Genomic DNA, 20,831 nt, shown 5'->3' with positions numbered 1-20,831 from the left:
ATCGTTCACCTCATTAAACCGCCATGCCGCCGTCCACGCACAGCACCTGTCCGGTGATGTAGGCGGACTCGGGCCGGGCAAAGAAAGCCACCGCCTGTGCCACGTCCTCGGGGGCACCGGGGTGTCCCATGGGAATGGTAGACAGCATGGCGTTCTTGGCGTTCTCCGGCAGCACGGAGGTCATATCCGTATCGATGAAGCCGGGAGCCACCGCATTGACGGTGACACCCCGGGTGGCCAGCTCCTTGGCCGCCGACTTGGTGAGGCCCAGGATGCCCGCCTTGCTGGCAGCGTAGCTGGTCTGGCCGGCGTTGCCCCGCAGGCCCACCACGCTGCTCATGCTGATGATACGGCCGTAGCGCTGGCGCATCATCACCTTGGAGGCGGCCTTCATGCAGAAATAGGCCCCCTTCAGGTTGGTGTCCAGCACCTTGTCAAAGTCCTCCGCCTTGGCGGTCATCAGCAGGCCGTCCCGGGTAATGCCCGCGTTGTTGACCAGGATGTCCAGGTGTCCGAAGCGGTCCTTCACCGCCTTTACCAGCTCCTCGCAGGCGGCGGGGTCGGCCACGTCGGCCCGGAAGGCCTCGGCCTCCACGCCCAGGGCCCGGCAGGCCTCCACCGTCTCCAGAGCGGCCTGCTCGTTGCCGGCATAGTTCACGGCCACGCTGGCACCCTGCCGGGCCAGCTCCAGGCAGATGGCCCGGCCGATGCCCCGGCTTCCGCCGGTCACCAGGGCCACAGATTCCTTCATGGTCATAGGGCTTCTCCTTTCAGCGCCGCCGTCACCTTCAGAAAGTCCTCGGCGGTATCGATGTTGTAAGTCTTGATGGAGGGGGCGGTCTTCTTCACAAAGGAAGAGAGGGTCTTGCCCGGCCCAATCTCCACGATGGTGTCAATGCCGTCCGCCTCCATGGCGCGGATGGTGTCCTCCCAGTAGACGGAGGACTGGACCTGACGCTCCAGCAGGGCGGGAATGGTGTCCCCCTCCCCCATGGGTGCGCCCTTGCAGTTGAAGTAGACGGGCACTTCCATCTCTCCAAAGCAGATTTTGGTGAAGTGCTTGGCCAGCGCATCTCCGGCGGGCTTCATGAGCCCGGTGTGGAAGGGGCCGCTCACCTTGAGGGGCATGCAGCGCTTGGCGCCCAGCTCCTTGGCCAGCTCCCCGGCCTTGTCCACTGCTGCCTTCTCGCCGCTGATGACCAGCTGCCCGGGGCAGTTGTAATTGCAGATCTGGACCACGCCCAGCTGGGAGGCCTCCTGACAGGCCTGCTGCAGCTTCTCCCGGTCCAGGCCCAGCACAGCGGTCATGCCGCACTCCAGGCCCCGGGCAGCCTCCTCCATGGCCCGGCCCCGGAGGGCCACGGTCTGGAGGGCAGTTTCCTTGTCAAAGACTCCGGCGCAGTAGAGGGCGGAGTACTCGCCCAGGGACAGGCCAGCCGCCGCCTGGGGACGGATGCCCGCCTCAAAGAGCAGGTCGGTGACACCCATGGCGAAGGCCACCATGCAGGGCTGGGTGTAGCGGGTCTGCGAGAGCCGCTCCTCCGGCCCCTCAAAGCACAGCTCCTTCACATCGAAGCCCGCATCCGCCCCGTCCAGCAGGGCGCGGAAGGAGGGGTACTGCTCGTAGAAGTCCCGGCCCATGCCCACCTTCTGGCTGCCCTGACCGGCGTAGACAATGGCCAGCTTCATGCGCCCACCTCCGCAGCCAGATTCTTAGCCTCGGTCTGGCAGTCGTGCCACAGCTCCTCCAGGATATCCCGCAGGGGGCGGATCTCATGGAGCATGCCCGCCACCTGGCCGGCCATAAGGGAGCCGGTCTTGGTGTCGCCGTCAAAGACGGCACGGCGCAGGGAGCCCAGAGTGTACTTCTCCAGCTCCATCTTGTCTGCGCCCTCCCGCTCCTTGGCCAGGTACTCCCGGGCCATCTGGTTTTTCAGGATGCGCACCGGGGCGCCCACGGAGCGGCCGGTGACGGTGGTGTCGCTGTCCTTGGCCTTCAGCAGTGCCTGCTTGTAGTTCTCGTGGATGGGGCACTCCTGGCTCACCAGCAGGCAGGTGCCGATCTGGGCTCCGCAGGCACCCAGGGCAAAGGCGGCGGCCAACTGCCGGCCGCTGGCGATGCCGCCGGCGGCGATGACGGGCAGGTCGGTCATGGCCTTTACCTGGGGGACCAGGGCCATGGTGGTCAGCTCGCCCACGTGGCCGCCGGACTCGGTGCCCTCAGCGATAAAGCCGTCCACCCCCAGAGGGGCCAAGCGGCGCACCAGAGCGGTGGCGGCCACCACGGGGAACACCTTGATGCCCGCCTCTTTCCAGGCGGGGACATACTGGCTGGGGACGCCGGCGCCGGTGGTGACCACCTTCACACCCTCCTCCACCACTACCTTGGCCATTTCGGGGGCGGCGGGGTTCATAAGCATAATGTTTACGCCAAAGGGCTTATCGGTAAGGGCCTTGCAGCGGCGGATGTTCTCCCGCAGGGTGTCGGCATTCATGCCGCCCGCACCGATGAGGCCCAGGGCTCCGGCGTTGGACACAGCGGCGGCGAACTCGCCGGTGGCGATGTTGGCCATGCCGCCCTGGATCAGGGGGAACTCAGTCCCCAGCAATTCATTGAGTTTCATGCAACTTCTCTCCTTCAAGCAAGCGGCCAACCGGCCGACGAACGTTCTCTCTTTACCAACGCAGCAGGGCTCCGGCCCAGGTGAGGCCGCCGCCAAAGCCCACGGTGAGGACCCGCATGCCGCTCTTCAAAACGCCCTGCTCCACCAGCTCGTCCAGAGCCATGGGGATGCTGGCCGCCGAGGTATTGCCATAGCGCTCCATGTTCTTATAGAAGAGGCCCTCCCGGGCCTTCAGCTTCTTGGCCACATGGTCGATGATGCGGGCGTTGGCCTGGTGGCAGACCACCAGGTCCAGGTCGTTGATGTCGCAGCCCTCCTCCGCCAGCAGCTGGCGGATGGACTGCTCCACCACCTCCACCGCAAAACGGAAGACGGCCTTGCCCTCCATATGTACCGCAGAGGGCTCAGGGCCGGGGCCCTGGACCCAGATGCTCTCCGGGTCGCCCCGGGAGCCGAAGACGGTGTGCCAGCTGGCCTCCTCGTCCCGGCGGAGCACCGCCGCTCCCGCGCCGTCCCCGAAGAGGACGCAGGTGTTGCGGTCGGTCATGTCCAGCACCCGGCTGATGACCTCGCAGCCGATGAGCAGGGCGTAGGGCCGGGGGGAATCGGCCAGCAGGGCGTGGGCCGTTTTCATGCCATAAAGGAATCCGGCGCAGGCGGCATTCAGGTCAAAGCAGAGGGTGTCCTCCCGCAGCCCCAGCTCCTTCTGCACCAGGCAGGCCATGGAGGGGCTGGCATAGTCGGGGGTGAAGGTGGCCACCAGGCACACCCCGATGTCCTCCGCCTTCAGCCCTGCCCGATCCAGCGCCTGCCGGGCGGAGCCCAGGGCCAGGTCCAGGCCGCTCTCTCCGTCGCAGAAGTGGCGCTGGTGGATGCCGGTGCGGCTGAAGACCCACTCGTCGTTGGTGTCCACCTGCCGGCTCAGCTCCTCGTTGGTGACGATCCGGTGGGGCAGGCACCGGCCGGTGGATAAAATTTTCGGTGCGCTCATGCTTCCTCCTTCCCCGCCGGAGGCAGACCCTGCCCCATGGCGCGGAACATTTGATAGCGCTGGCGGGCCAGCGCAGGCCCGCTGAGCTTGTCAAGGGCGGCCAGCTCCTTCTTCAGCGCGGCGTCCACCGTGCGGAAGGTGGCCTCCCAGTCGGTGTGGGCGCCGCCCTCCGGCTCCTTCAGGACACCCTGGACAATCCCGCCCCGGCGCAGATCCTGGGCGGTGAGCTTCATCACCCCGCAGGCCTCCCCGCTGCGGGAGGAGTCCTTCCACAAAATGGAGGCAAAGCCCTCCGGGGACAGGACGGAGTAGACCGCATGCTCCAGCATCAGGACCCGGTTGCCCACGGCCAGAGCCAGGGCGCCGCCGCTGCCCCCCTCGCCGGTGACGATGGCGATGACAGGGACGGTAAGGGTGCTCATAAGGGCCAGGCACTGGGCGATGGCCTCGCCCTGGCCCCGCTCCTCCGCCTCCTTGCCGGGGTAGGCCCCGGGGGTGTCCACGAAGGTGATGATGGGCCGGCCGAACTTCTCCGCCTGCTTCATCAGGCGCTGGGCCTTCCGGTAGCCCTCGGGCCCGGGCATGCCGAAGTTGCAGTGGAGGTTTTCCTCCAGGCTCTTGCCCTTCCGGTGGCCCAGAACGGTGACGGGGCGGCCGTGGAACCGGGCGATGCCGCCCAGGATGCTGCCGTCCTCCCGGCACTGCCGGTCTCCCCGCTGCTCAAAGAAGTCGGTGAACAGGGCCTCGATGAAGTCCGCCGTCCCGGGGCGGCCGGGATTGCGGGCAATCTTTACCTTTTCTTCCGGTGTGTACTTGCTCATGCCCGTCCCCCCTTCTCATGGAGCGCCAGCAGCTGGCTCAGCACGTGCCGCCACTGGTCCCGGGGCACAATCTGATCCAGGAAGCCGTGGTCCAGCAGGTACTCCGCCCGCTGGAAGCCCTCGGGCAGCTTCTCTCCGATGGTCTGCTCAATGACCCGGGGTCCCGCAAAGCCGATGAGGGCCCCGGGCTCGGAGAGCATAATGTCTCCCAGGGAGGCAAAGCTGGCCGTCACGCCGCCGGTGGTGGGGTGGGTGAGGCAGGAGATGTAGAGCCCGCCCTTCTCCTGGAAGCGGGTGATGGCAGCGGCGGTCTTGGCCATCTGCATGAGGGAGAAGATGCCCTCCTGCATCCGGGCACCGCCGCTGGCGGCAAAGATGATGAGGGGCAGCTTGTGACGCTGGGCGTACTCCGCGGCCCGGGTCATCTTCTCCCCCACCGCGGTGCCCATGCTGCCCATGAGGAAGCGGCCGTCCAGTACCACGAACACCGCCTTGTGGCGCTGCACCTGGCCCAGAGCGGCCACTGCCGCGTCCTTCAGGCCGGTGTCCCGCTCCAGACCCTGGAGCTTGTCGGCGTAGCCGGGGAAGTCCAGGGGGTCGGCGGGCTCCAGCTTCTCCTCCAGCTCCTGGAAGGAGCCGGGGTCCAGAATCATGGACAGGCGATAATAAGCCCCGATGGGGCTGTGATAACCGCACCGGGGGCACACCTGCTTATTCCGGCTCCAGTCCAGGGCGGAGCTCTCCGCCCCGCAGCTGGGGCAGGCCTTGCGGCGGGTGGAGGTGATCCGCCCCTCCCGCATGGCCTGGTAGGTCAGCAGCCGCTCCCGGCGCTGGGTGAAAAACTGATTCACAGCTGCTCCTTTCCTCCGGAGAGCTTGTCACAGGTCTTGGACAGCTCCAGCAGCTTCTCCAGATTGCGATCCATGAAGCCGGTGTCATAGCTTCCCTTGACAAACTCGCTGTCGTGCATGATAAGGTGGGCCAGAGCGGCGTTGGTGGGGTATCCCTCAATGACCAGCTCCTCCAGACTGCGGCGCATCCGACGGATGGCCTCCAGCCGGGTGGGGGCGTGGACCAGCACCTTGGCCACCAGAGAGTCATAGTAGGGGGGCACCTCGTAGCCGCAGTAGAGGTCGGTGTCCACCCGGACGCCAGGGCCACCCGGCAGGTGGAGAAACTCCGTCTTGCCGGGGCAGGGCCGGAAGTCCTGCTCCGGGTCCTCGGCGTTGATGCGGCACTCAATGGCGTGGCCGGACACCCGGATGTCCTCCTGGGTAAAGGACAGGGGCAGGCCCGCGGTCACCCGCAGCTGCTCCTTCACCAGGTCCACCCCGGTGACCAGCTCGGTGACCGGGTGCTCCACCTGGATGCGGGTGTTCATCTCAATGAAGTAGAACTCCCCATCCGGAGAGAGCACAAACTCCACCGTGCCCGCTCCCACATAGCCTGCGGCCTGGGCGGCGGCCACAGCAGCCGCTCCCATCTTTGCCCGCAGCTCGGGGTTCAGGGCCTTGGAGGGGGACTCCTCCACCAGTTTCTGACGGCGGCGCTGGATGGAGCAGTCCCGCTCCCCCAGGTGGACCACATGGCCCTGGGTATCCGCCATAATCTGAAACTCAATGTGCCGGGGATTGAGGACCAGCTTTTCCAGGTACATCTCCCCGTTGCCGAAGCAGGCGATGGCCTCGGCCTGGGCAGCCTTGTAGGCCCCCTCCAGTTCCTCGGGAGCGTCCACCTGGCGCATGCCCCGGCCTCCGCCGCCGGCGGAGGCCTTGAGGAGGACGGGGTAGCCCACCTGCTCGGCCAGCTGCTTGGCCTGCTTGACGCCCTTCAGGGGGCCGTCAGAGCCAGGCACCACGGGCACCCCCGCCTGCTGGGCCAGGGTGCGGGCGGCCGCCTTGCTGCCCATGCGGCGGATGACGTCCCCGGAGGGACCGATGTACTTGAGGCCCGCCTCAATGCAGCGGTCGGCAAAGTCCGGGTTCTCCGACAGAAAGCCGTAGCCCGGATGGAGGGCGTCGCATCCGGTGGCCTTGGCCGCCGACAGCAGGGCGTCCTGGTTTAAGTAGCTGTCCGCCGCCCGGGCCGGGCCGATGCACAGGGACCGGGTGGCCAGCTGGGCGTGGAGGGCACTCTCGTCGGCGGCGGAGTAGACCGCCACCGTCTCGATGTCCAGCTCCCGGCAGGCCCGGATGATCCGCAGGGCAATCTCCCCCCGGTTGGCGATGAGTACGCGCTTGAGCATGGTTACACCCTCCGAATCCGGAACAGGGGCTCGCCGAAGCCCACGGCCTCGCCGTCCCGGCCCAGGACCTCCTCCACCACGCAGTCGGCGGGGGCGGGGACCTCACTCATCATCTTCATGGCCTCGATGAGGCACAGGGTCTCCCCCTTCTTCACCCGCTTGCCCGGCGCGGCAAAGGGGGCCTCTCCGGGAGCGGGGGCGGCGTAGAACACACCCACCAGGGGGGCCTTCACCAGGTCCTCATCCCGAACCTGAGGAGCGGAGGCAGCGGGCTCCGCCTGTACGGGAGCCGCGGCGGCTGTCTGGACCGCCGGGGCCGCCTGCATGACCACAGCCGGATTCTCCCGGCGCAGGGCCACCCGCTCATCCTTCTTCTGCCACTCCAGCTCCGTCAGCCCGGAGGCGGCAAAGCGCTCCATCAGGCTGTATAATTCCTGCAGTTCCATTGGAATGCCTCCTTCTCCCCTGCGGATTGCTTACTGCTTCTTGTTCTCGATGTAGGTCAGGATGTCCTGAACGGTCTTGATGGAGCCCATGTCCTCGTCGGCAATGCCCACGCCAAAGGCCTCCTCCAGAGCCAGGGACAGCTCCACGGCCTCCAGGGAGTCGGCGTCCAGATCCTCAAAGAGGTTGGTCTCCAGGGTGACCTGGTCGGCGTCGCAGCTCAGGGTGTTGACAATGATGTCCCGTACATTCTCAAAATTGATATCCATAAAATAAAACTTCCTCTCAAAATAATTCAATCATTTTAGTTAAAATATTTTAGCTAAAATGCTTGATGTTATTATATGGGCTTTTGAAAAAAAGTCAAGGCAAATTTTGTCGGCCTGTCCATGTTTGTCTGTTCTCACAGAGGAATTTGGCCCATTCCCGCCCTTTTTCGGCGCTCCGACCCTGTTTTGGGACTGCGGCCCAGCAATTCCCTCTTGACAGAAGAAACATTTGTTCTATAATAATGATACAAACGTTCTATTTGAGGAGGGAGCCCCTTGGAGCTGCTGGACAAGCTGAATATTCTGGCCGATGCCGCCAAGTACGATGCCGCCTGCACCTCCAGCGGCCTGGACCGGGCGGGGCGGCCGGGCACCATCGGAAGCACCATGCAGTGCGGCTGCTGCCACTCCTTCTCCGCCGACGGCCGGTGCATCTCCCTTTTAAAGGTGCTGCTCACCAACGTGTGCGTCTACGACTGTCAGTACTGCGTGAACCGCCGGTCCAACGATGTGCCCCGGGCCGCCTTCACCCCAAGGGAGCTGTGCGAGCTCACCATGGGCTTCTACCGCCGCAACTACATCGAAGGGCTGTTTCTCTCCTCCGCCGTGGCAGGCAATCCCGACCACACCACCGAACAGATGATTGAGACCCTGCGCATTCTCCGGGAGGAGTACCGCTTCGGCGGCTACATCCACGCCAAGGCCATCCCCGGCGCCGATCCTCTGCTCACCCGGCGGTTGGGCCTCTTGGCCGACCGGATGAGCGTCAACATTGAGCTGCCCAGCGCCCAGAGCCTGGCTCTGCTGGCCCCGGATAAGAAAAAGGAGGCCATTCTGGCCCCCATGACCCAAATTCGGGACGGCATCTCTGTCTCCCGGCAGGAGCTGAAGCTCTACCGCCACGCCCCCCGCTTTGCCCCGGCGGGGCAGTCCACCCAGATGATTGTGGGGGCCACTCAGGAGAGCGACCGGCAGATTCTCACTCTGACCCAAAGCCTCTATCAGAAATTTCAGCTCAAGCGGGTCTTTTATTCCGCCTACATCCCCGTCTCCTCCAGCCCTCTCCTCCCCGCCCCCCAGGGCTTTCAGCCGCCCCTGCTGCGGGAACATCGGCTCTATCAGGCCGACTGGCTGCTGCGGTACTACCACTTCCGGGCGGAGGAAATTCTGGACGAGAATCAGCCCAATCTGGACCCCCGGCTGGACCCCAAGTGTACCTGGGCCCTGCGCCATCTTGACTTCTTCCCGGTGGAGGTGAACCGGGCGGACTACGAGGCCCTGCTGCGGGTACCCGGCATCGGGGTGAAAAGCGCCCGGCGGATCCTCACCGCCCGTCGGGTGGGCCCCCTCACCTTTGAGGGACTCAAGCGGCTGGGGGTGGTACTGAAGCGGGCCCAGTACTTTCTCACCTGCTCTGGGCGGGTGATGGCCGGCCTGCGGGTCAATGAGGACGGTCTGCTGCGCCACCTGCTGGCTCTGGAGGCCCCCGCCCTGGTTCAAGGGCAGCCCGAACAGCTATCCCTGTTCGACCCCGGTTCCTAGGAGGTGCCATTCATGGTTCAAACCCAAGTCTGCTGCCGCTATGACGGCACCTTCGCCGGCTTTCTCTCCTGCGTATTCGAGTGTTATGTCAACAAAGAGGAGCCGGTGGAGTTCTACACCCTGGAGGACGAGCGTCTGTCCCTCTACCCTGAGCGGGTGATTGCCACCCGGCAGGACCGGGCGGAACGGGTGTACCGCTCTCTGGCGGCCAAGTTTGGCCCGGCGGGTCAGCGGCTGGTGGCCCGTGGCTTTCTCACCTGCCTGGAGAACCGGGAGGTGTGGCTGTGGCAGCTCATTCTGTTGGGCTATCGCCGGGGCCCCGTCGTCACCCGGGATCTCACCCACCCAGTGGTCCACCAGGTACAGAAGGCCGTCCGCCATTTGGAGCAGGAGGCCCACCTCTTCAAGGGCTTTGTGCGCTTCTCCCTGCTGGATGGGGTGCTGGTGGGGGAAATTGAGCCCAAGAACCGGGTCCTGCCCCTGCTCCGGCCCCACTTCTGCTCCCGCTACCCCCAGGAGGCCTTTCTCCTCTATGACCGCACCCACCGGGAGGGACTGCTCCACCAGGGCGGGCGCTGGGCCATTGTCCCTCTGGAGGAGTTCCAAATGGGCCGTCCCGGCGAGGAGGAGGCTCTCTACCGGCGGCTGTGGCGCTCCTTCTACGATACCATCGCCATTGAGGCGCGGTATAACCCCCGCTGCCGCATGACCCACATGCCCAAGCGATATTGGAACACCATGACCGAGTTTCAGGAGGAGCGTTCCGCCCCACCCAACGCTCTTTCTCCACACTCCCAACAGGCATAAAAAGGCGGCCCGTCTATATGGGCCGCCTTCTGTTATTCCTCACGCTTTATTCCGCATCTTCTGGATTCGCCTGGTTCGGGTACAGCCGCTCCAGTACCATCTGGTACCCGCCGGAGCCATAGCGCAGCTCGGTGTTAATCCGGGTAATGGTGGAACTGCTTACCGGAACCTGACGACGGATGCTCTCATAGGTATTTCCTTCTGCCAGCATCCGGGCTACCTGCATCCGCTGGGCAATGGCGCCCACCTCCTGCACGGTAAGCAGATCACTGAAGAATGAGTAACATTCGTCCATGTCCTTCAGGGTCAAAATCGCCTGAAACAACGCATCCATATCCGGGCTCCGCTTGATTTTAATCCGTGACATAACCAGGCCTCCTTGTCACAATGAATGACTTGATTATATCAAAATTTTTGCAGCTTGTCGAGCCTTGTGCAAAAGGAATGGTTTTTCCAGGTCCAAACTCAGCCCCAGCCGCCCATAAACCGGAGGCCTTCCTCCTCCAGATTTTTGACCACAAAGGCCTCATACAGGCGGCTGAGCATCTCCCAGGTCCGCCGATCCAGCACCCCGGTTTCCGGCTGGCCCGAGGCCCGCTGCAGCCAGCGCACGTTGCCCACAGAGGCGGGACCATGCACTGCATCCACCGTATGGGGCGCAATGCCGGTAAAGTACCGCCCGAGCATCTGGAACATAGCCTGAGGAACTCCCAGGAAATCCCGTTCCTCCCCCGGCCGCACCCGAACCCCCTCGCCCGGGAATGCCCGGAGTGACCTGGGCATGGCTCGCTCCGTCTCCAGCGCCAGCCAGCCATCCCGGATGGCGTTCCAGGTGGTCCGGTCTACCACCCCGGTAACCGGCAGCTGCAGCTCCCGCTGCAGGCGCATCACCGCCTCCAGCGTCTTCTCCCCAAACACGCCGTCCACCGCCAGCTCCGGCAGCTTCGGATACCGCTGTGCCAGCCGGCGCAGCATGTACTGAAGGCTTCGCACCGGCTGAGCCAACAGTTCCCGTTCCATGTCCTCCCGTATCATACCATCACCGCCTCTCGTCCATCCGTCTGTCCCAATTTCATTTCATAGCCCGGGTACTGCCCCAGCCGGGTGGTATTTTCATACCCCTGGGCCGCAGATCCCACCTCCGACACCGAGGCCGGAACTGCCTGGGTGGCATCTCTGGGAAACTGCCCCATATCCCGGCGCAGATACTGGTCAGCCTGGATAAAGTGGCGGTAGATGGAGTCCCAGGTGACAGGGCCCACCACGCCGTCCACCGTCAGCCCGGTCACCTGCTGATAGCTGCGTACCGCCCGGGCGGTGTTGGGACCAAATACTCCATCAATTTGAAGGGGCGACAGGGCGTTGTCAAATTCCGCCAGGAGGGCCAGCATATACTGCAGCACCTCCACCTCGGTCCCGGAGCTGCCCTCCCGCAACACCCCTGGGAATTGAAATTGAACCGCAAAGAAGGTCTGCCCCTGACTGACCAGCTCTGAGAGCTTGGTGACACCCACATACAAATAGACCATCTTGTACCAGGTGGCCTTGCCCACAATTCCGTCGGGGGTGAGGTTGAAAATCCGCTGGAATTCCTTCACCGCCGCCTCTGTATTCTCATCATAGGCCCCAATGACCGGGCGGATCTTGGGAATAGCGGGGTAGTTCTGAGAAATCCGGTTGAGCATGGTCTGAACAATGACCACCTCCTGTCCCACCGACCCCAGCCGGAGAGGCGTGCCGGGGTAGGAGCTCTGGAGGTCCTGAATGGGGGCATCCACAACCAGCTCAATGTTGTCCCCGTAGTAGTAGCGCAGGATCTCCATGTCGTTGTAGCCCTCCTGGGCGAGGCTCTGGCTGCCCCACTGGGACAGGCCGTCACAGGTGGTGGTAGTTCCGTTGCAGAACTTGGCGGACAGCGGCTCCACAAACCCCTGGCGCCGGATGTAGTCGTTGAAAATCTCATCCACAATCTGGCTGATGTTCTCAAAAATGTTGCGGCCCCGGATAAATTTCTGGTCGTAGGCCGTGGAGGCCGTGATCTGGAAGTCATAGCCCCGGCTGGGGTAGAACTCCGTATAGACCCGGTTGAGGGCAAAGGAGATGATGGCCAGGACGTTGGCCCGGATGGCCGCCGGCTCCCAGGTAGGGTAGATTTCACTGGAGGCCACGTTTTTCACATAGTCCGGGAAGTTGACCGTTACGTTTTCCGCCCACTGGTCCGGCGCACCCATGTGTACGGTAATGGTCCGGGGCACATAAGGAAGAATGGCAGGCATGGCTCACCTCACAGACTCTGAGAGGTGATGTCCCGCACATCCCGCTGCTGAAGGCTGCTCTCGCCCTCCGCCAGCGGGATGAGCTCCATCTCCTGCAGCGTCTCCACGCCCGGGAACACCTGAACCCCGTTGACCTGGAGCATCACATAGCCCGGCTGCTCCGCCCACACGCTGCACACCGCGAATGCCGGTTCCCCCTCCGGGACGGGATGCGTGCTCTCCCCCAGGGCCGGTGTGGGAATCTCCACCGGCTCAATCAGTCCGCTGCTGTCCGTGGCCTGTACGCTGAGCAGCCGGTACTTGCCGTCCCGGTTCTGCTGCGTCACCACCACGGTGGCTCCCTCCAACGGGAGCTCCGCCTGTGAGGTATACACCCGTACCCTCAGCTTTCCTGTGCTTGTCATAGTCCGTTCCTCCTGAGAAGCGGGCAGTTCCCGCCTTAGTTTCCGCCCCATCCTATGTCCCGACGGTACGCCTTGCTCCCCAGGCAAAAAAGCACCGCCTGCCAAACAGCAGGCGGTGCTTTACGCATTTCTTCTGTTTTATTCGGCCAGAGGCTCCCAGCTCTCGTCGTGCTCGGAGCGCTTGGCACGGGTCATCAGGTCGGCCACCACTCCATGTACGTCCCGGCCCTCGTAGAGCACTTCGTAGGCTGCCTGGGCAATGGGCATCTCCACGCCCACTTTCTGGGCCAGGGTACGGGCGTTGGCTGCAGCATAGTAGCCCTCCACCACTGCGCCAATCTCCTTCACAGCCTCCTCCACCGGCTTGCCTTCTCCGATAAGGATGCCGCAGCGGCGGTTACGGGAGTGCATGGAGCAGCAGGTGACGATCAGATCGCCTACGCCGGCAAGTCCGGTAAAGGTCTCCTTCTTGCCGCCCAGAGCCACACCCAGCCGGGCCATCTCCGCCAGGCCGCGGGTCATGAGCAGGGCCTTGGTGTTGTCACCATACCCCATGCCGTCGCAGCAGCCGGCGCACAGGGCGATAATGTTCTTCAGAGCGGCGCAGATCTCGGTGCCCACCTTGTCGTCGCTGGTATAGACACGGAAGCGCTTGTTCATGAAAACGTCCTGCACCTTCTGGGCCACCGCCAGATCGTCGGCCGCCGCCACCACGCCGGTGGGAATATGCCGTCCCACCTCCTCAGCGTGGGAGGGACCGGAGAGGACCACCACGGGGCACTTGCCGTCCAGCTCCTGCTCAATCACCTGGCTCAGGCGCAGGGAGCTGTCCTTCTCAATGCCCTTGGACACGGAGACCACGATGGTCCCCGGGTCCATCAGATCCTTCAGCTGGGCCGCCGTGCTGCGCACCGCGAAGGACGGGGTGGCCAGCACTACCAGGCCGCACCCCTTCACCGCTGCCAAATCGGTGGTAAACTTCAGCTCCTCAGGCAGAGCGACCCCTTTCAGCATGGGATTTTCATGGGTTTCCCGCAAAATTTTGGACTCCGCCTCATGATAGGACCACAGGGTAACGTCGTTGCCGTTTTCCAGCAGCAGCAGCGCCAGGGCCGTCCCCCAGCCGCCGCTTCCCACGACCGTGATTTTCATGGTCTGGACCTCCTTGTTGTTTATAATGGGCGGCCCCGGGCCGCATGTTTCTGGAATCCTGCGCTATTTCTTCTTATGCAGGCTGAACTTGTTCTCGGTTCCGGTAAGCAGCCGGTGGATATTGCCCCGGTGCATATACAGAATCAACAGGCCGATAAAGGCACCCAGGAAGGTGATAACCGAGCTCCGGTAGACAAACCAGGTGATAAAGGGGAAGGAAGCCCCCGCCCAGCAGGAACCCAGGGACACATACCGGGTGAGAACGGCCAGGACCAGGAATCCGCCCCATACCACCAGGGCGATGCGCCAGTCAATCATAATGGCAATGGCTCCGCCGGAGAGGATGCCCTTGCCGCCCTTAAAGTGGAACATACAGGGAAACATGTGGCCCAGCAGGCAGAAGAGGCCCGCCCAGTACTTGGCCAGCGTGATCACGATCGCGTCATCCACAATCATATTGCGGAACAGCATAGTGCCAATCAGAATGGCCACAACGGCCTTCAGCACGTCGGTGAGAATGACCACAAAGGTCAGGGGGCCGCCGAAGGTGCGGAAGAAGTTGGTCAGGCCCGCGTTGCCGCTGCCGTGGTTGCGCACGTCATCCCGCAGAATATACTTGGAGACAATGACCGCGCCATTGAAGCAGCCGCAGAAATAGGCGATCACCGCGGTCAGCAGAGCTGGTAGCACCAATGAAGGTGCTATCACCTCGAGCGCTGCCAGATTCATCATGGCTTACCCCTCCTTGTCACCCTTCTGCCGGATGGTCATGCGCACGGGGGTGCCCTCCAGGCCAAAGGTGCTCCGAATTTGATTTTCCAGGTACCGCTGGTAGGAGAAATGGAACAGCCGCGCGTCGTTGCAGAAGCAGACAAAGTGGGGCGGACGGATGCCCGTCTGGGTCATATAGTAGATCTTCAGCCGCCGGCCCTTGTCGGTGGGAGGCTGGACCCGGGCGGTGGCGTCGGCCAGCACATTGTTGAGCATGCCGGTGGAGATACGGGTCGCCGCCTGGTTGTTGACGTAGTTAATGAGGTCAAAGAGCCGGTCCACACGCTGACCGGTGAGGGCGGAAATAAAGACAATGGGGGCGTAGGTCATGTAACTCAAGTCCCGCATAACGTCCTGGCGCATCTTGTCCATGGTCTTGCCGTCCTTCTCGATGGCATCCCACTTGTTGACCACGATGATACAGGCCTTGCCCGCCTCATGGGCCAGACCGGCCACCTTGGTATCCTGCTCCGTGACCCCCTCCCGGGCGTCGATGAGGATGAGGCACACGTCGCTGCGCTCGATGGCCATGGTGGAGCGCAGGACGGAGAACTTCTCCACCCGGTCGTCCACCTTGGACTTCTTCCGCATGCCGGCGGTATCAATAAAGAGGTATTTGCCCTTCTCATTTTCAAAGAAGCTGTCCACCGCATCCCGGGTGGTACCCGCCACGTCGGAGACAATCACCCGCTCCTCTCCCAGGATCTTGTTGAGCAGAGAGGACTTGCCCACGTTGGGCTTGCCGATGATGGCCACCTTGATAGTATCGTCCTCTTCCTCCTCCTCGTCCTCGGGGGGGAAGTAGGCAAAGCAGGCATCCAGCAGGTCCCCGGTGCCGTGGCCGTGGACGGCGGAGACGGCAATGGGATCCCCCAGACCCAGGTTATAAAACTCATAGACGTCCGGGTTCTCCCGACCCACCTGGTCGGCCTTATTCACCGCCAGCACCACGGGCTTCCGGGAGCGCAGGAGCATGTTGGCCACGTCCTGGTCGGCGGCGGTCATACCCGTCTTCACATCGCAGACAAAGACGATGACGGTGGCGGTCTGGATGGCGATCTCCGCCTGCTCCCGCATGAAGGAGAGGATCTGATCGTCGGTGCCCGGCTCAATGCCGCCGGTATCCACAATATCAAAGACCCGGTTTCTCCACTCACACTGGGCGTACAGCCGGTCCCGGGTCACACCGGGGGTGTCCTCCACGATAGAGAGACGCTGGCCGCACAGCTTATTAAACAACATGGACTTGCCCACATTGGGCCGTCCCACGATGGCCACTAATGGCTTCATCCTATCACACTCATTTCTGGCAGTTTATCCCCGTACGCCGGGGTTATAGCGGTAATATTCATCCTCAGGCAGGTTGGGCATGGAGGGAGGCGGCGCCGTCTGGATGCCGCACATGGCGTCCAGCAGCTCATAGCCGTCCTGAGCCACGGGAATCACCGGCACCCCCAGCTCCCGCTCCACATCGTCCAGGGTCACGTCGTCCAAAAAGACCCGCTCCCCCGCTCGGAGCATATTGGCCGGAATCAGCAGCCGCTCACCCAGCGGCTGTCCCCGCAGCTGGTCGATGAGATCCCTTCCGGTGACCAGTCCGGCCACCGTGATGGTCTCCCCGAAAAAGCGGTTCAGGATGGGGTATACCTTCCCTTCTATTTTACCACAGCGGGCCCGGGCCATGTCTACTAATTTTTCCAAAAACGGGGCGGCAGACACACCGGTGGCGATGGAGAAAGGCGTGGCCCCCGCCATCTCCTCCTCTTCCATGAGGTCAAGGCCCCGTCCAAACTCGCTCATCAGCAGGCGGAGCATGCCTACGCCGTTGTCCAGCTGGGTAAACTCCTCGAAGTAACTCTCCTCAGGCAGTTCCCGCCCAGCCAGCAGGTAAAATTCGTCCGAGCACCACACCAGCCGGGTTCCCTTCTCCTCCAGATGCTTCTGGGCAAAGGCCTCCACCTGGTCCACCAGGGCTGCCGCCTGCTCCCGGGTGTAGGGCTTGAGATGGTAGAGCCCCTCCCGGTGCTTGGTCACTCCCACCGGCACCACTGAGATACTGTTCACCGACGGATACATCTCAGCCAGATCCGCCAGAGTCTTGTCCAGCGCCGGACCGTCGTTGATGCCCGGGCAGGAGACAATCTGGCAGTTCATGGTGATGTGGTTCTGGGCAAAGCGCTTCATAATGGCAATGCCCTCCCCCGCCCGGGGATTTTTCAGCATTTCTGCCCGCAGCTGCGGGTCGGTGGTGTGGACGGAGACATTGATGGGCGAAATGCGCAGGTCAATGATCCGCTGTACCTCCCGGGGCGAGAGGTTGGTCAGAGTGAGGTAGTTGCCCATGAGGAAGGACAGCCGGGCGTCGTCATCCTTAAAATATAAGGTGGGACGCATGCCCGGAGGCATCTGGTCCACAAAGCAGAAAATGCAGTTGTTGGCACAGGAGCGGGCCCGGTCCATGAGATAGGTCTCAAATTCCAGCCCCAGGTCCTCCCCCTCGCTTTTCCGCAGGCGCACCGTGCGGGTCTTCCCCTCCGGGTCCCGCAGCACCAGCTCCAGCCGGGGGTCGTAGCTGTAAAATTTGTAGTCCAGCACATCCACAATCATGTGGCCGTTGATCTGGGTCAGCGTCTCTCCCACCCGCACACCTGCGCGATGGGCCGGGCTCCTGGGCTCTACCGCCCGGATGGCCGTCATGCTCATGAATGATTCACCGCCTGCACACAAAATACACCTTCAAAGGCGTTCTTTTTATTTTACAATAGAATACGCCCCATTGCAAGACAAAGCCCCCTTCTTCTCTTTCTTTTCCCGAAGAATTTTGATGCCTTGTCCCCTGCCTCTCTCCTTTTCTATTCATATTCCAAGGGTGCAAAACAATTTCTTGCTTTTTGCCGCACCTATGGTATGATAAAAGGACCCGGCTGTCCTGTTTGCCGGGGTAAAGGAGTGGATTTACTGTGACACACAGCACAAAGCGGGACTCCTGGAGCTCCAAATGGGGTTTTATCCTGGCCTGCATCGGTTCTGCCGTGGGAATGGGCAATATCTGGCTCTTCCCTGCCCGCGTCTCCAAGTACGGAGGCGCTACCTTCCTCATCCCCTATCTGATTTTTGTGGTCATCATTGGTTCCACCGGCGTCATTGGTGAGATGTCCTTCGGCCGGGCCACGCGCTCCGGCCCTGTGGACGCCTTCGGCACAGCCACCAAGATGCGCTTCGGCTCTGCCAAGCCCGGCCGTCTGCTGGGTCTTATTCCGGTGCTGGGCTCCCTGGCCCTGGCCATCGGCTACTCCGTAGTCACCGGCTGGATCTTCAAGTACACCGCCGATGCGCTCACCGGCACCCTGTCCTCTCTGCAGGGGGTGGACGCCTTCAACAACCATTTCGGAGCCGTGTCCTCCGGCAACGCCCTGTGGCAGGTAATCGGAATGGCTGTTACCATTGCCATCATGGTATTCGGCATCGGACGGGGTATTGAACGGGCCAACAAAATTATGACTCCCCTGTTTTTCCTTCTCTTTATCGGGCTGGCCCTCTATCTGGTCACCCTTCCCGCCTCGGCCCCCGGCTACCAGTACATCTTCGTCCTCCAGCCGGAGGGACTGCTGGACCCCATGGTTTGGGTCTATGCTCTGGGACAGGCCTTCTTCTCCCTGTCTGTGGCGGGGAACGGCACCCTGATTTACGGTTCCTACCTCAGCCGGGACTCCAACGTCCCCGCTGACGCCCGCATGGTCGCCATCTTCGATACCTGCGCCGCCATGCTGGCCGCTCTGGTCATCATCCCGGCTATGGCTGTGGCCGGCCAGCAGCTGAACAACAGCGGCCCGGGCCTGATGTTCATCTTCCTGCCCAACGTGCTGAACTCCATCCCCGGCGGCTGGCTCATCTCCATCGTCTTTTTCCTGGCGGTTATCTTTGCTGCCCTCACCTCTCTTATTAACCTCTTTGAGGCCCCCACGGCTACCCTCCAGGAGCTCTTCCACCTGAAGCGGCCTGCGGCAGTCGCCATCATCGGCGGGCTGGGCATCGTCGTCGGCCTGCTCATCGCCCCCATTGTCTCCGACTGGATGGATGTGTGCTCCATCTATATTTGTCCTCTGGGCGCTTTGCTGGCCGCCGTCATGTTCTTCTGGGTGTGCGGCAAGGATTACGTACTGGAGCAGGTCAACCTGGCCCGGTCTAAGCCTTTGGGCGCCTGGTTCTATCCCATGGCCAAATATGTGTTCTGCGGTGTCACACTGCTGGTGCTGATTCTGGGCGCCTGCGTCCAGGGCGGCATTGGATAAACAGGCAAAACAAAAGCGGGAGCTTCCCAGAAGCTCCCGCTTTTTTATCTATCTTCTTTATGACTGCACTGTGGGTTGTTCCACCGCTGCCTGAGTGGCTACACCGTCCCGGTGATAGAGCACCTTGAGCAGAATCGGGGTCACGATTGCAGAGACCAGAATCAGAATGATAACGCTGGTGAAGAACATGGAGTTCAGCAGGCCCAGCAGCAGACCCTTCTGGGCCACAATCAGGGCAACCTCGCCCCGGTTCATCATGCCCACGCCGATTTTCAGTGCATCGCTGCCGGAGAAGCCGCACAGGCGGGCCATGCCGCCGCAGCCTACCACCTTGGACAGCAGAGCCACCACCAGGAAGGCCACGGTAAAGAGCAGCAGGGTGGTATCCATCTCACCCACATCGGTGCTCAGACCGATGGAGGCAAAGAACAGCGGGCCAAAGATGATATAGGAGTTGATGTCCATCTTCCGCTCGATGTAAGAGGCATCCTCCAGATTGGAGAGCACCAGGCCGGCCAGGTAAGCGCCGGTGATATCCGCAATGCCGAAGTACTCCTCGGCGATGTAGGCCATGGCCAGACAGAACGCCAGAGCCAGGATGGGAACACGGCGGGTGTGGGGATGATTCTGATCAATCCAGGCAAAGGCACGATAAATGACATATCCCACCACACTGGCAAAGAGGAAAAACAGCAGGGTGTTCCAGGCAACCATGACCAGGGAAGTGCTGGGATCCTTCAGGCCGCTGATCAGGGTGAGCACGATAATGCCCAGCACATCGTCAATGATAGCCGCCGACATAATGGTGGTTCCAACCCGCTCTTTCAGGTGCCCCAGCTCACGCAGAGCCTCTACGGTAATGGAGACCGAAGTCGCCGTCAGAATACAGCCAATGAACAGTGCCTCATAAAACAGGTTGCGCTCACTGCTGGCTCCGCCGTAGAACAGCAGAAACAGCCCCGTTCCTGCCACCAGAGGAATAATCACACCGGATGCCGCAATCGCCAGTGCCTTGGGGCCGCTGCGCACGATTTCCTTGGTATCGGACTCCAGTCCGGCAGAGAACATCAGCAGCACCACGCCGATTTCCGCCATCTGAGTCAAAAAGTCAGAGGGCTGCACCAGATGGAACATACACGGACCTATCAGCAGACCTGCAATAATATTGCCCACCACACTGGGCATCTTCAGTCTCCGGGCAGCTAATCCGCAAAATTTTGCCGCTACCAGGATAATCGCTATATCACGGAAAATCCCATAAGATTCCATACATACCCCTCCAGAAAAAATCAATCCGGGTGGCCGCTGACGGATACTCACCTGTGTGGTCAGCCCGTCCCGCTTCCCCCCGTTTTCGTTGTTACAGCATAGCTTGTAACGTCTTTTAAGTCAATGGAAATATCGCTTAGATTTTGCCGTTTTTGCCCGTTTTTCTTTCCAACATGCACAATTTCCGTTTATCTTTTTTGTGAAAGACGCCCATCACTTTCTTTTTTTCTTTTTTCTGCCCCTTAAGACATCTTTTCTCTTCCCATTGACTTTTTGAAATGCTTTGTGTATCATTATTCTATTATTGTGCAGAGTAAACCTTTTGATTTTGTATCTATGCAGCACAAAGGTACTGCTCTCGGCCAAGCTGTTTTTGCCTGACCTCCGCGAATGAAAACCGAATATACGCGCCTGTGATGGAATTGGTAGACATGCGAGATTTAGGTGCTGTCACCTCAGTGAAGAATTTCTCACCAATTAGGTAAAAGCAGGCATGGCCTGTTTTTATAGATGCGGAACAAGCGCAACGCTCCGCCTCGGGTGTCCCCTCCCCGAGTAAAAATAGAGGGAAAGTGAATATGCGGGTATGACGGAATTGGCAGACGTGCAGGATTTAGGTGCTGTCACCTCAGTGAAGAATTTCTCACCAATTAGGTAAAAGCAGGCATGGCCTGTTTTTATAGATGCGGAACAAGCGCAACGCTCCGCCTCGGGTGTCCCCTCCCCGAGTAAAAATAGAGGGAAAGTGAATATGCGGGTATGACGGAATTGGCAGACGTGCAGGATTTAGGTTCCTGTGCCGCAAGGCGTGTGGGTTCGACCCCCACTACCCGTACCACGTCGGAATGGACTGCGCTCCATTCAAAAAGCCCGGCCAAAGCCGGGCTTTTCTCATACCGCTCCGTCATTCCTCCTTTTCCCCAC

At 61.7% G+C, this 20,831-nt stretch carries 21 protein-coding genes and 1 tRNA gene; 4 read left to right on the top strand and 18 right to left on the bottom strand.

The features are described from left to right. Positions 1-13 precede the first annotated feature (13 nt). Genes fabG through acpP form a run of 9 tightly spaced genes read right to left on the bottom strand, consistent with a single transcriptional unit; the run spans position 14 to position 7,394 of the window. Positions 14-757 (bottom strand): 3-oxoacyl-[acyl-carrier-protein] reductase, encoded by a 744-nt coding sequence (gene fabG, locus AC3YUO_RS06740; protein WP_489962271.1) that lies wholly within the window; start codon positions 755-757, stop codon positions 14-16. Continuing rightward, positions 754-1,689, bottom strand: a complete 936-nt coding sequence (gene fabD, locus AC3YUO_RS06735; protein ID WP_489962270.1) for an ACP S-malonyltransferase — start codon at positions 1,687-1,689, stop codon at positions 754-756. Before fabD ends, fabG begins: the two co-directional genes overlap by 4 nt. Continuing rightward, the gene (locus AC3YUO_RS06730; RefSeq protein WP_489962269.1) at positions 1,686-2,624 is read right to left on the bottom strand and encodes a nitronate monooxygenase; all 939 of its coding nucleotides are present in this window, start codon (positions 2,622-2,624) and stop codon (positions 1,686-1,688) included. Before AC3YUO_RS06730 ends, fabD begins: the two co-directional genes overlap by 4 nt. Positions 2,625-2,676: 52 nt before the next feature. Then, positions 2,677-3,615: a beta-ketoacyl-ACP synthase III gene (locus AC3YUO_RS06725; protein ID WP_489962268.1), complete on the bottom strand. Its 939-nt coding sequence runs from the start codon at positions 3,613-3,615 to the stop codon at positions 2,677-2,679. Further along, positions 3,612-4,436 (bottom strand): acetyl-CoA carboxylase carboxyltransferase subunit alpha, encoded by an 825-nt coding sequence (locus tag AC3YUO_RS06720; RefSeq protein WP_489962267.1) that lies wholly within the window; start codon positions 4,434-4,436, stop codon positions 3,612-3,614. The genes AC3YUO_RS06725 and AC3YUO_RS06720 overlap by 4 nt, the downstream gene beginning before the upstream one ends. Further along, on the bottom strand, positions 4,433-5,287 hold the full coding sequence (gene accD / locus AC3YUO_RS06715; protein WP_489962266.1) for an acetyl-CoA carboxylase, carboxyltransferase subunit beta: 855 nt from the start codon (positions 5,285-5,287) through the stop codon (positions 4,433-4,435). Before accD ends, AC3YUO_RS06720 begins: the two co-directional genes overlap by 4 nt. After that, positions 5,284-6,681 (bottom strand): acetyl-CoA carboxylase biotin carboxylase subunit, encoded by a 1,398-nt coding sequence (accC, locus tag AC3YUO_RS06710; RefSeq protein ID WP_489962265.1) that lies wholly within the window; start codon positions 6,679-6,681, stop codon positions 5,284-5,286. The genes accD and accC overlap by 4 nt, the downstream gene beginning before the upstream one ends. Before the next feature lie 2 nt (positions 6,682-6,683). Continuing rightward, positions 6,684-7,127, bottom strand: a complete 444-nt coding sequence (gene accB, locus AC3YUO_RS06705) for an acetyl-CoA carboxylase biotin carboxyl carrier protein (protein ID WP_489962264.1) — start codon at positions 7,125-7,127, stop codon at positions 6,684-6,686. A 30-nt stretch (positions 7,128-7,157) separates the two neighbouring features. Further along, positions 7,158-7,394: an acyl carrier protein gene (gene acpP / locus AC3YUO_RS06700; RefSeq protein ID WP_489962263.1), complete on the bottom strand. Its 237-nt coding sequence runs from the start codon at positions 7,392-7,394 to the stop codon at positions 7,158-7,160. A gap of 276 nt (positions 7,395-7,670) precedes the next feature. Here acpP and AC3YUO_RS06695 point away from each other — a divergent pair, with 276 nt between their 5' ends. Next, positions 7,671-8,936: a putative DNA modification/repair radical SAM protein gene (locus AC3YUO_RS06695; RefSeq protein WP_489962262.1), complete on the top strand. Its 1,266-nt coding sequence runs from the start codon at positions 7,671-7,673 to the stop codon at positions 8,934-8,936. Between the two features lie 12 nt (positions 8,937-8,948). Further along, entirely contained in the window at positions 8,949-9,743 is a 795-nt protein-coding gene (locus AC3YUO_RS06690) for a TIGR03915 family putative DNA repair protein (RefSeq protein ID WP_489962261.1), read from the top strand. A 46-nt stretch (positions 9,744-9,789) separates the two neighbouring features. On the opposite strand, the gene AC3YUO_RS06685 is transcribed toward AC3YUO_RS06690, so the two are convergent. From AC3YUO_RS06685 to AC3YUO_RS06650, 8 genes are all read right to left on the bottom strand, one after another. Beyond that, on the bottom strand, positions 9,790-10,110 hold the full coding sequence (locus AC3YUO_RS06685) for a YerC/YecD family TrpR-related protein (protein WP_489962260.1): 321 nt from the start codon (positions 10,108-10,110) through the stop codon (positions 9,790-9,792). 98 nt (positions 10,111-10,208) lie between these two features. Further along, the gene (locus AC3YUO_RS06680; protein WP_489962259.1) at positions 10,209-10,778 is read right to left on the bottom strand and encodes a peptidoglycan-binding domain-containing protein; all 570 of its coding nucleotides are present in this window, start codon (positions 10,776-10,778) and stop codon (positions 10,209-10,211) included. Next, on the bottom strand, positions 10,775-12,019 hold the full coding sequence (locus tag AC3YUO_RS06675) for a peptidoglycan-binding domain-containing protein (protein WP_489962258.1): 1,245 nt from the start codon (positions 12,017-12,019) through the stop codon (positions 10,775-10,777). The genes AC3YUO_RS06680 and AC3YUO_RS06675 overlap by 4 nt, the downstream gene beginning before the upstream one ends. 8 nt (positions 12,020-12,027) lie before the next feature. Further along, on the bottom strand, positions 12,028-12,423 hold the full coding sequence (locus AC3YUO_RS06670) for a spore cortex-lytic protein (RefSeq protein WP_489962257.1): 396 nt from the start codon (positions 12,421-12,423) through the stop codon (positions 12,028-12,030). Positions 12,424-12,561: 138 nt separating this feature from the next. Beyond that, positions 12,562-13,575, bottom strand: coding sequence for an NAD(P)H-dependent glycerol-3-phosphate dehydrogenase (locus tag AC3YUO_RS06665; RefSeq protein WP_489962256.1), 1,014 nt, complete (start codon positions 13,573-13,575; stop codon positions 12,562-12,564). 63 nt (positions 13,576-13,638) lie between these two features. Beyond that, the gene (locus AC3YUO_RS06660) at positions 13,639-14,307 is read right to left on the bottom strand and encodes a glycerol-3-phosphate acyltransferase (protein ID WP_489962255.1); all 669 of its coding nucleotides are present in this window, start codon (positions 14,305-14,307) and stop codon (positions 13,639-13,641) included. 3 nt (positions 14,308-14,310) lie between these two features. Continuing rightward, positions 14,311-15,636, bottom strand: coding sequence for a ribosome biogenesis GTPase Der (der, locus tag AC3YUO_RS06655; RefSeq protein ID WP_489962254.1), 1,326 nt, complete (start codon positions 15,634-15,636; stop codon positions 14,311-14,313). Positions 15,637-15,660: 24 nt separating this feature from the next. After that, positions 15,661-17,049 carry a DUF512 domain-containing protein gene (locus tag AC3YUO_RS06650; protein WP_489962253.1) on the bottom strand — a complete coding sequence of 463 codons (1,389 nt, stop codon included), beginning with the start codon at positions 17,047-17,049 and terminating at the stop codon, positions 15,661-15,663. A 257-nt stretch (positions 17,050-17,306) separates the two neighbouring features. Here AC3YUO_RS06650 and AC3YUO_RS06645 point away from each other — a divergent pair, with 257 nt between their 5' ends. After that, complete coding sequence (locus AC3YUO_RS06645) at positions 17,307-18,638, top strand: sodium-dependent transporter (RefSeq protein WP_489962252.1); 1,332 nt, start codon at positions 17,307-17,309, stop codon at positions 18,636-18,638. A gap of 57 nt (positions 18,639-18,695) precedes the next feature. On the opposite strand, the gene AC3YUO_RS06640 is transcribed toward AC3YUO_RS06645, so the two are convergent. Continuing rightward, entirely contained in the window at positions 18,696-19,907 is a 1,212-nt protein-coding gene (locus AC3YUO_RS06640; RefSeq protein ID WP_489962251.1) for a cation:proton antiporter, read from the bottom strand. 753 nt (positions 19,908-20,660) lie between these two features. On the opposite strand from AC3YUO_RS06640, the gene AC3YUO_RS06635 reads away from it, so the two are divergent. Continuing rightward, positions 20,661-20,745: transfer RNA gene (locus tag AC3YUO_RS06635), tRNA-Leu, on the top strand. The last annotated feature ends 86 nt before the right edge of the window (positions 20,746-20,831 follow it).

It is taken from the genome of Pseudoflavonifractor sp. HNCC25GI2, assembly GCF_058136395.1.
This window is presented reverse-complemented; position numbering and strand designations above follow the sequence as displayed.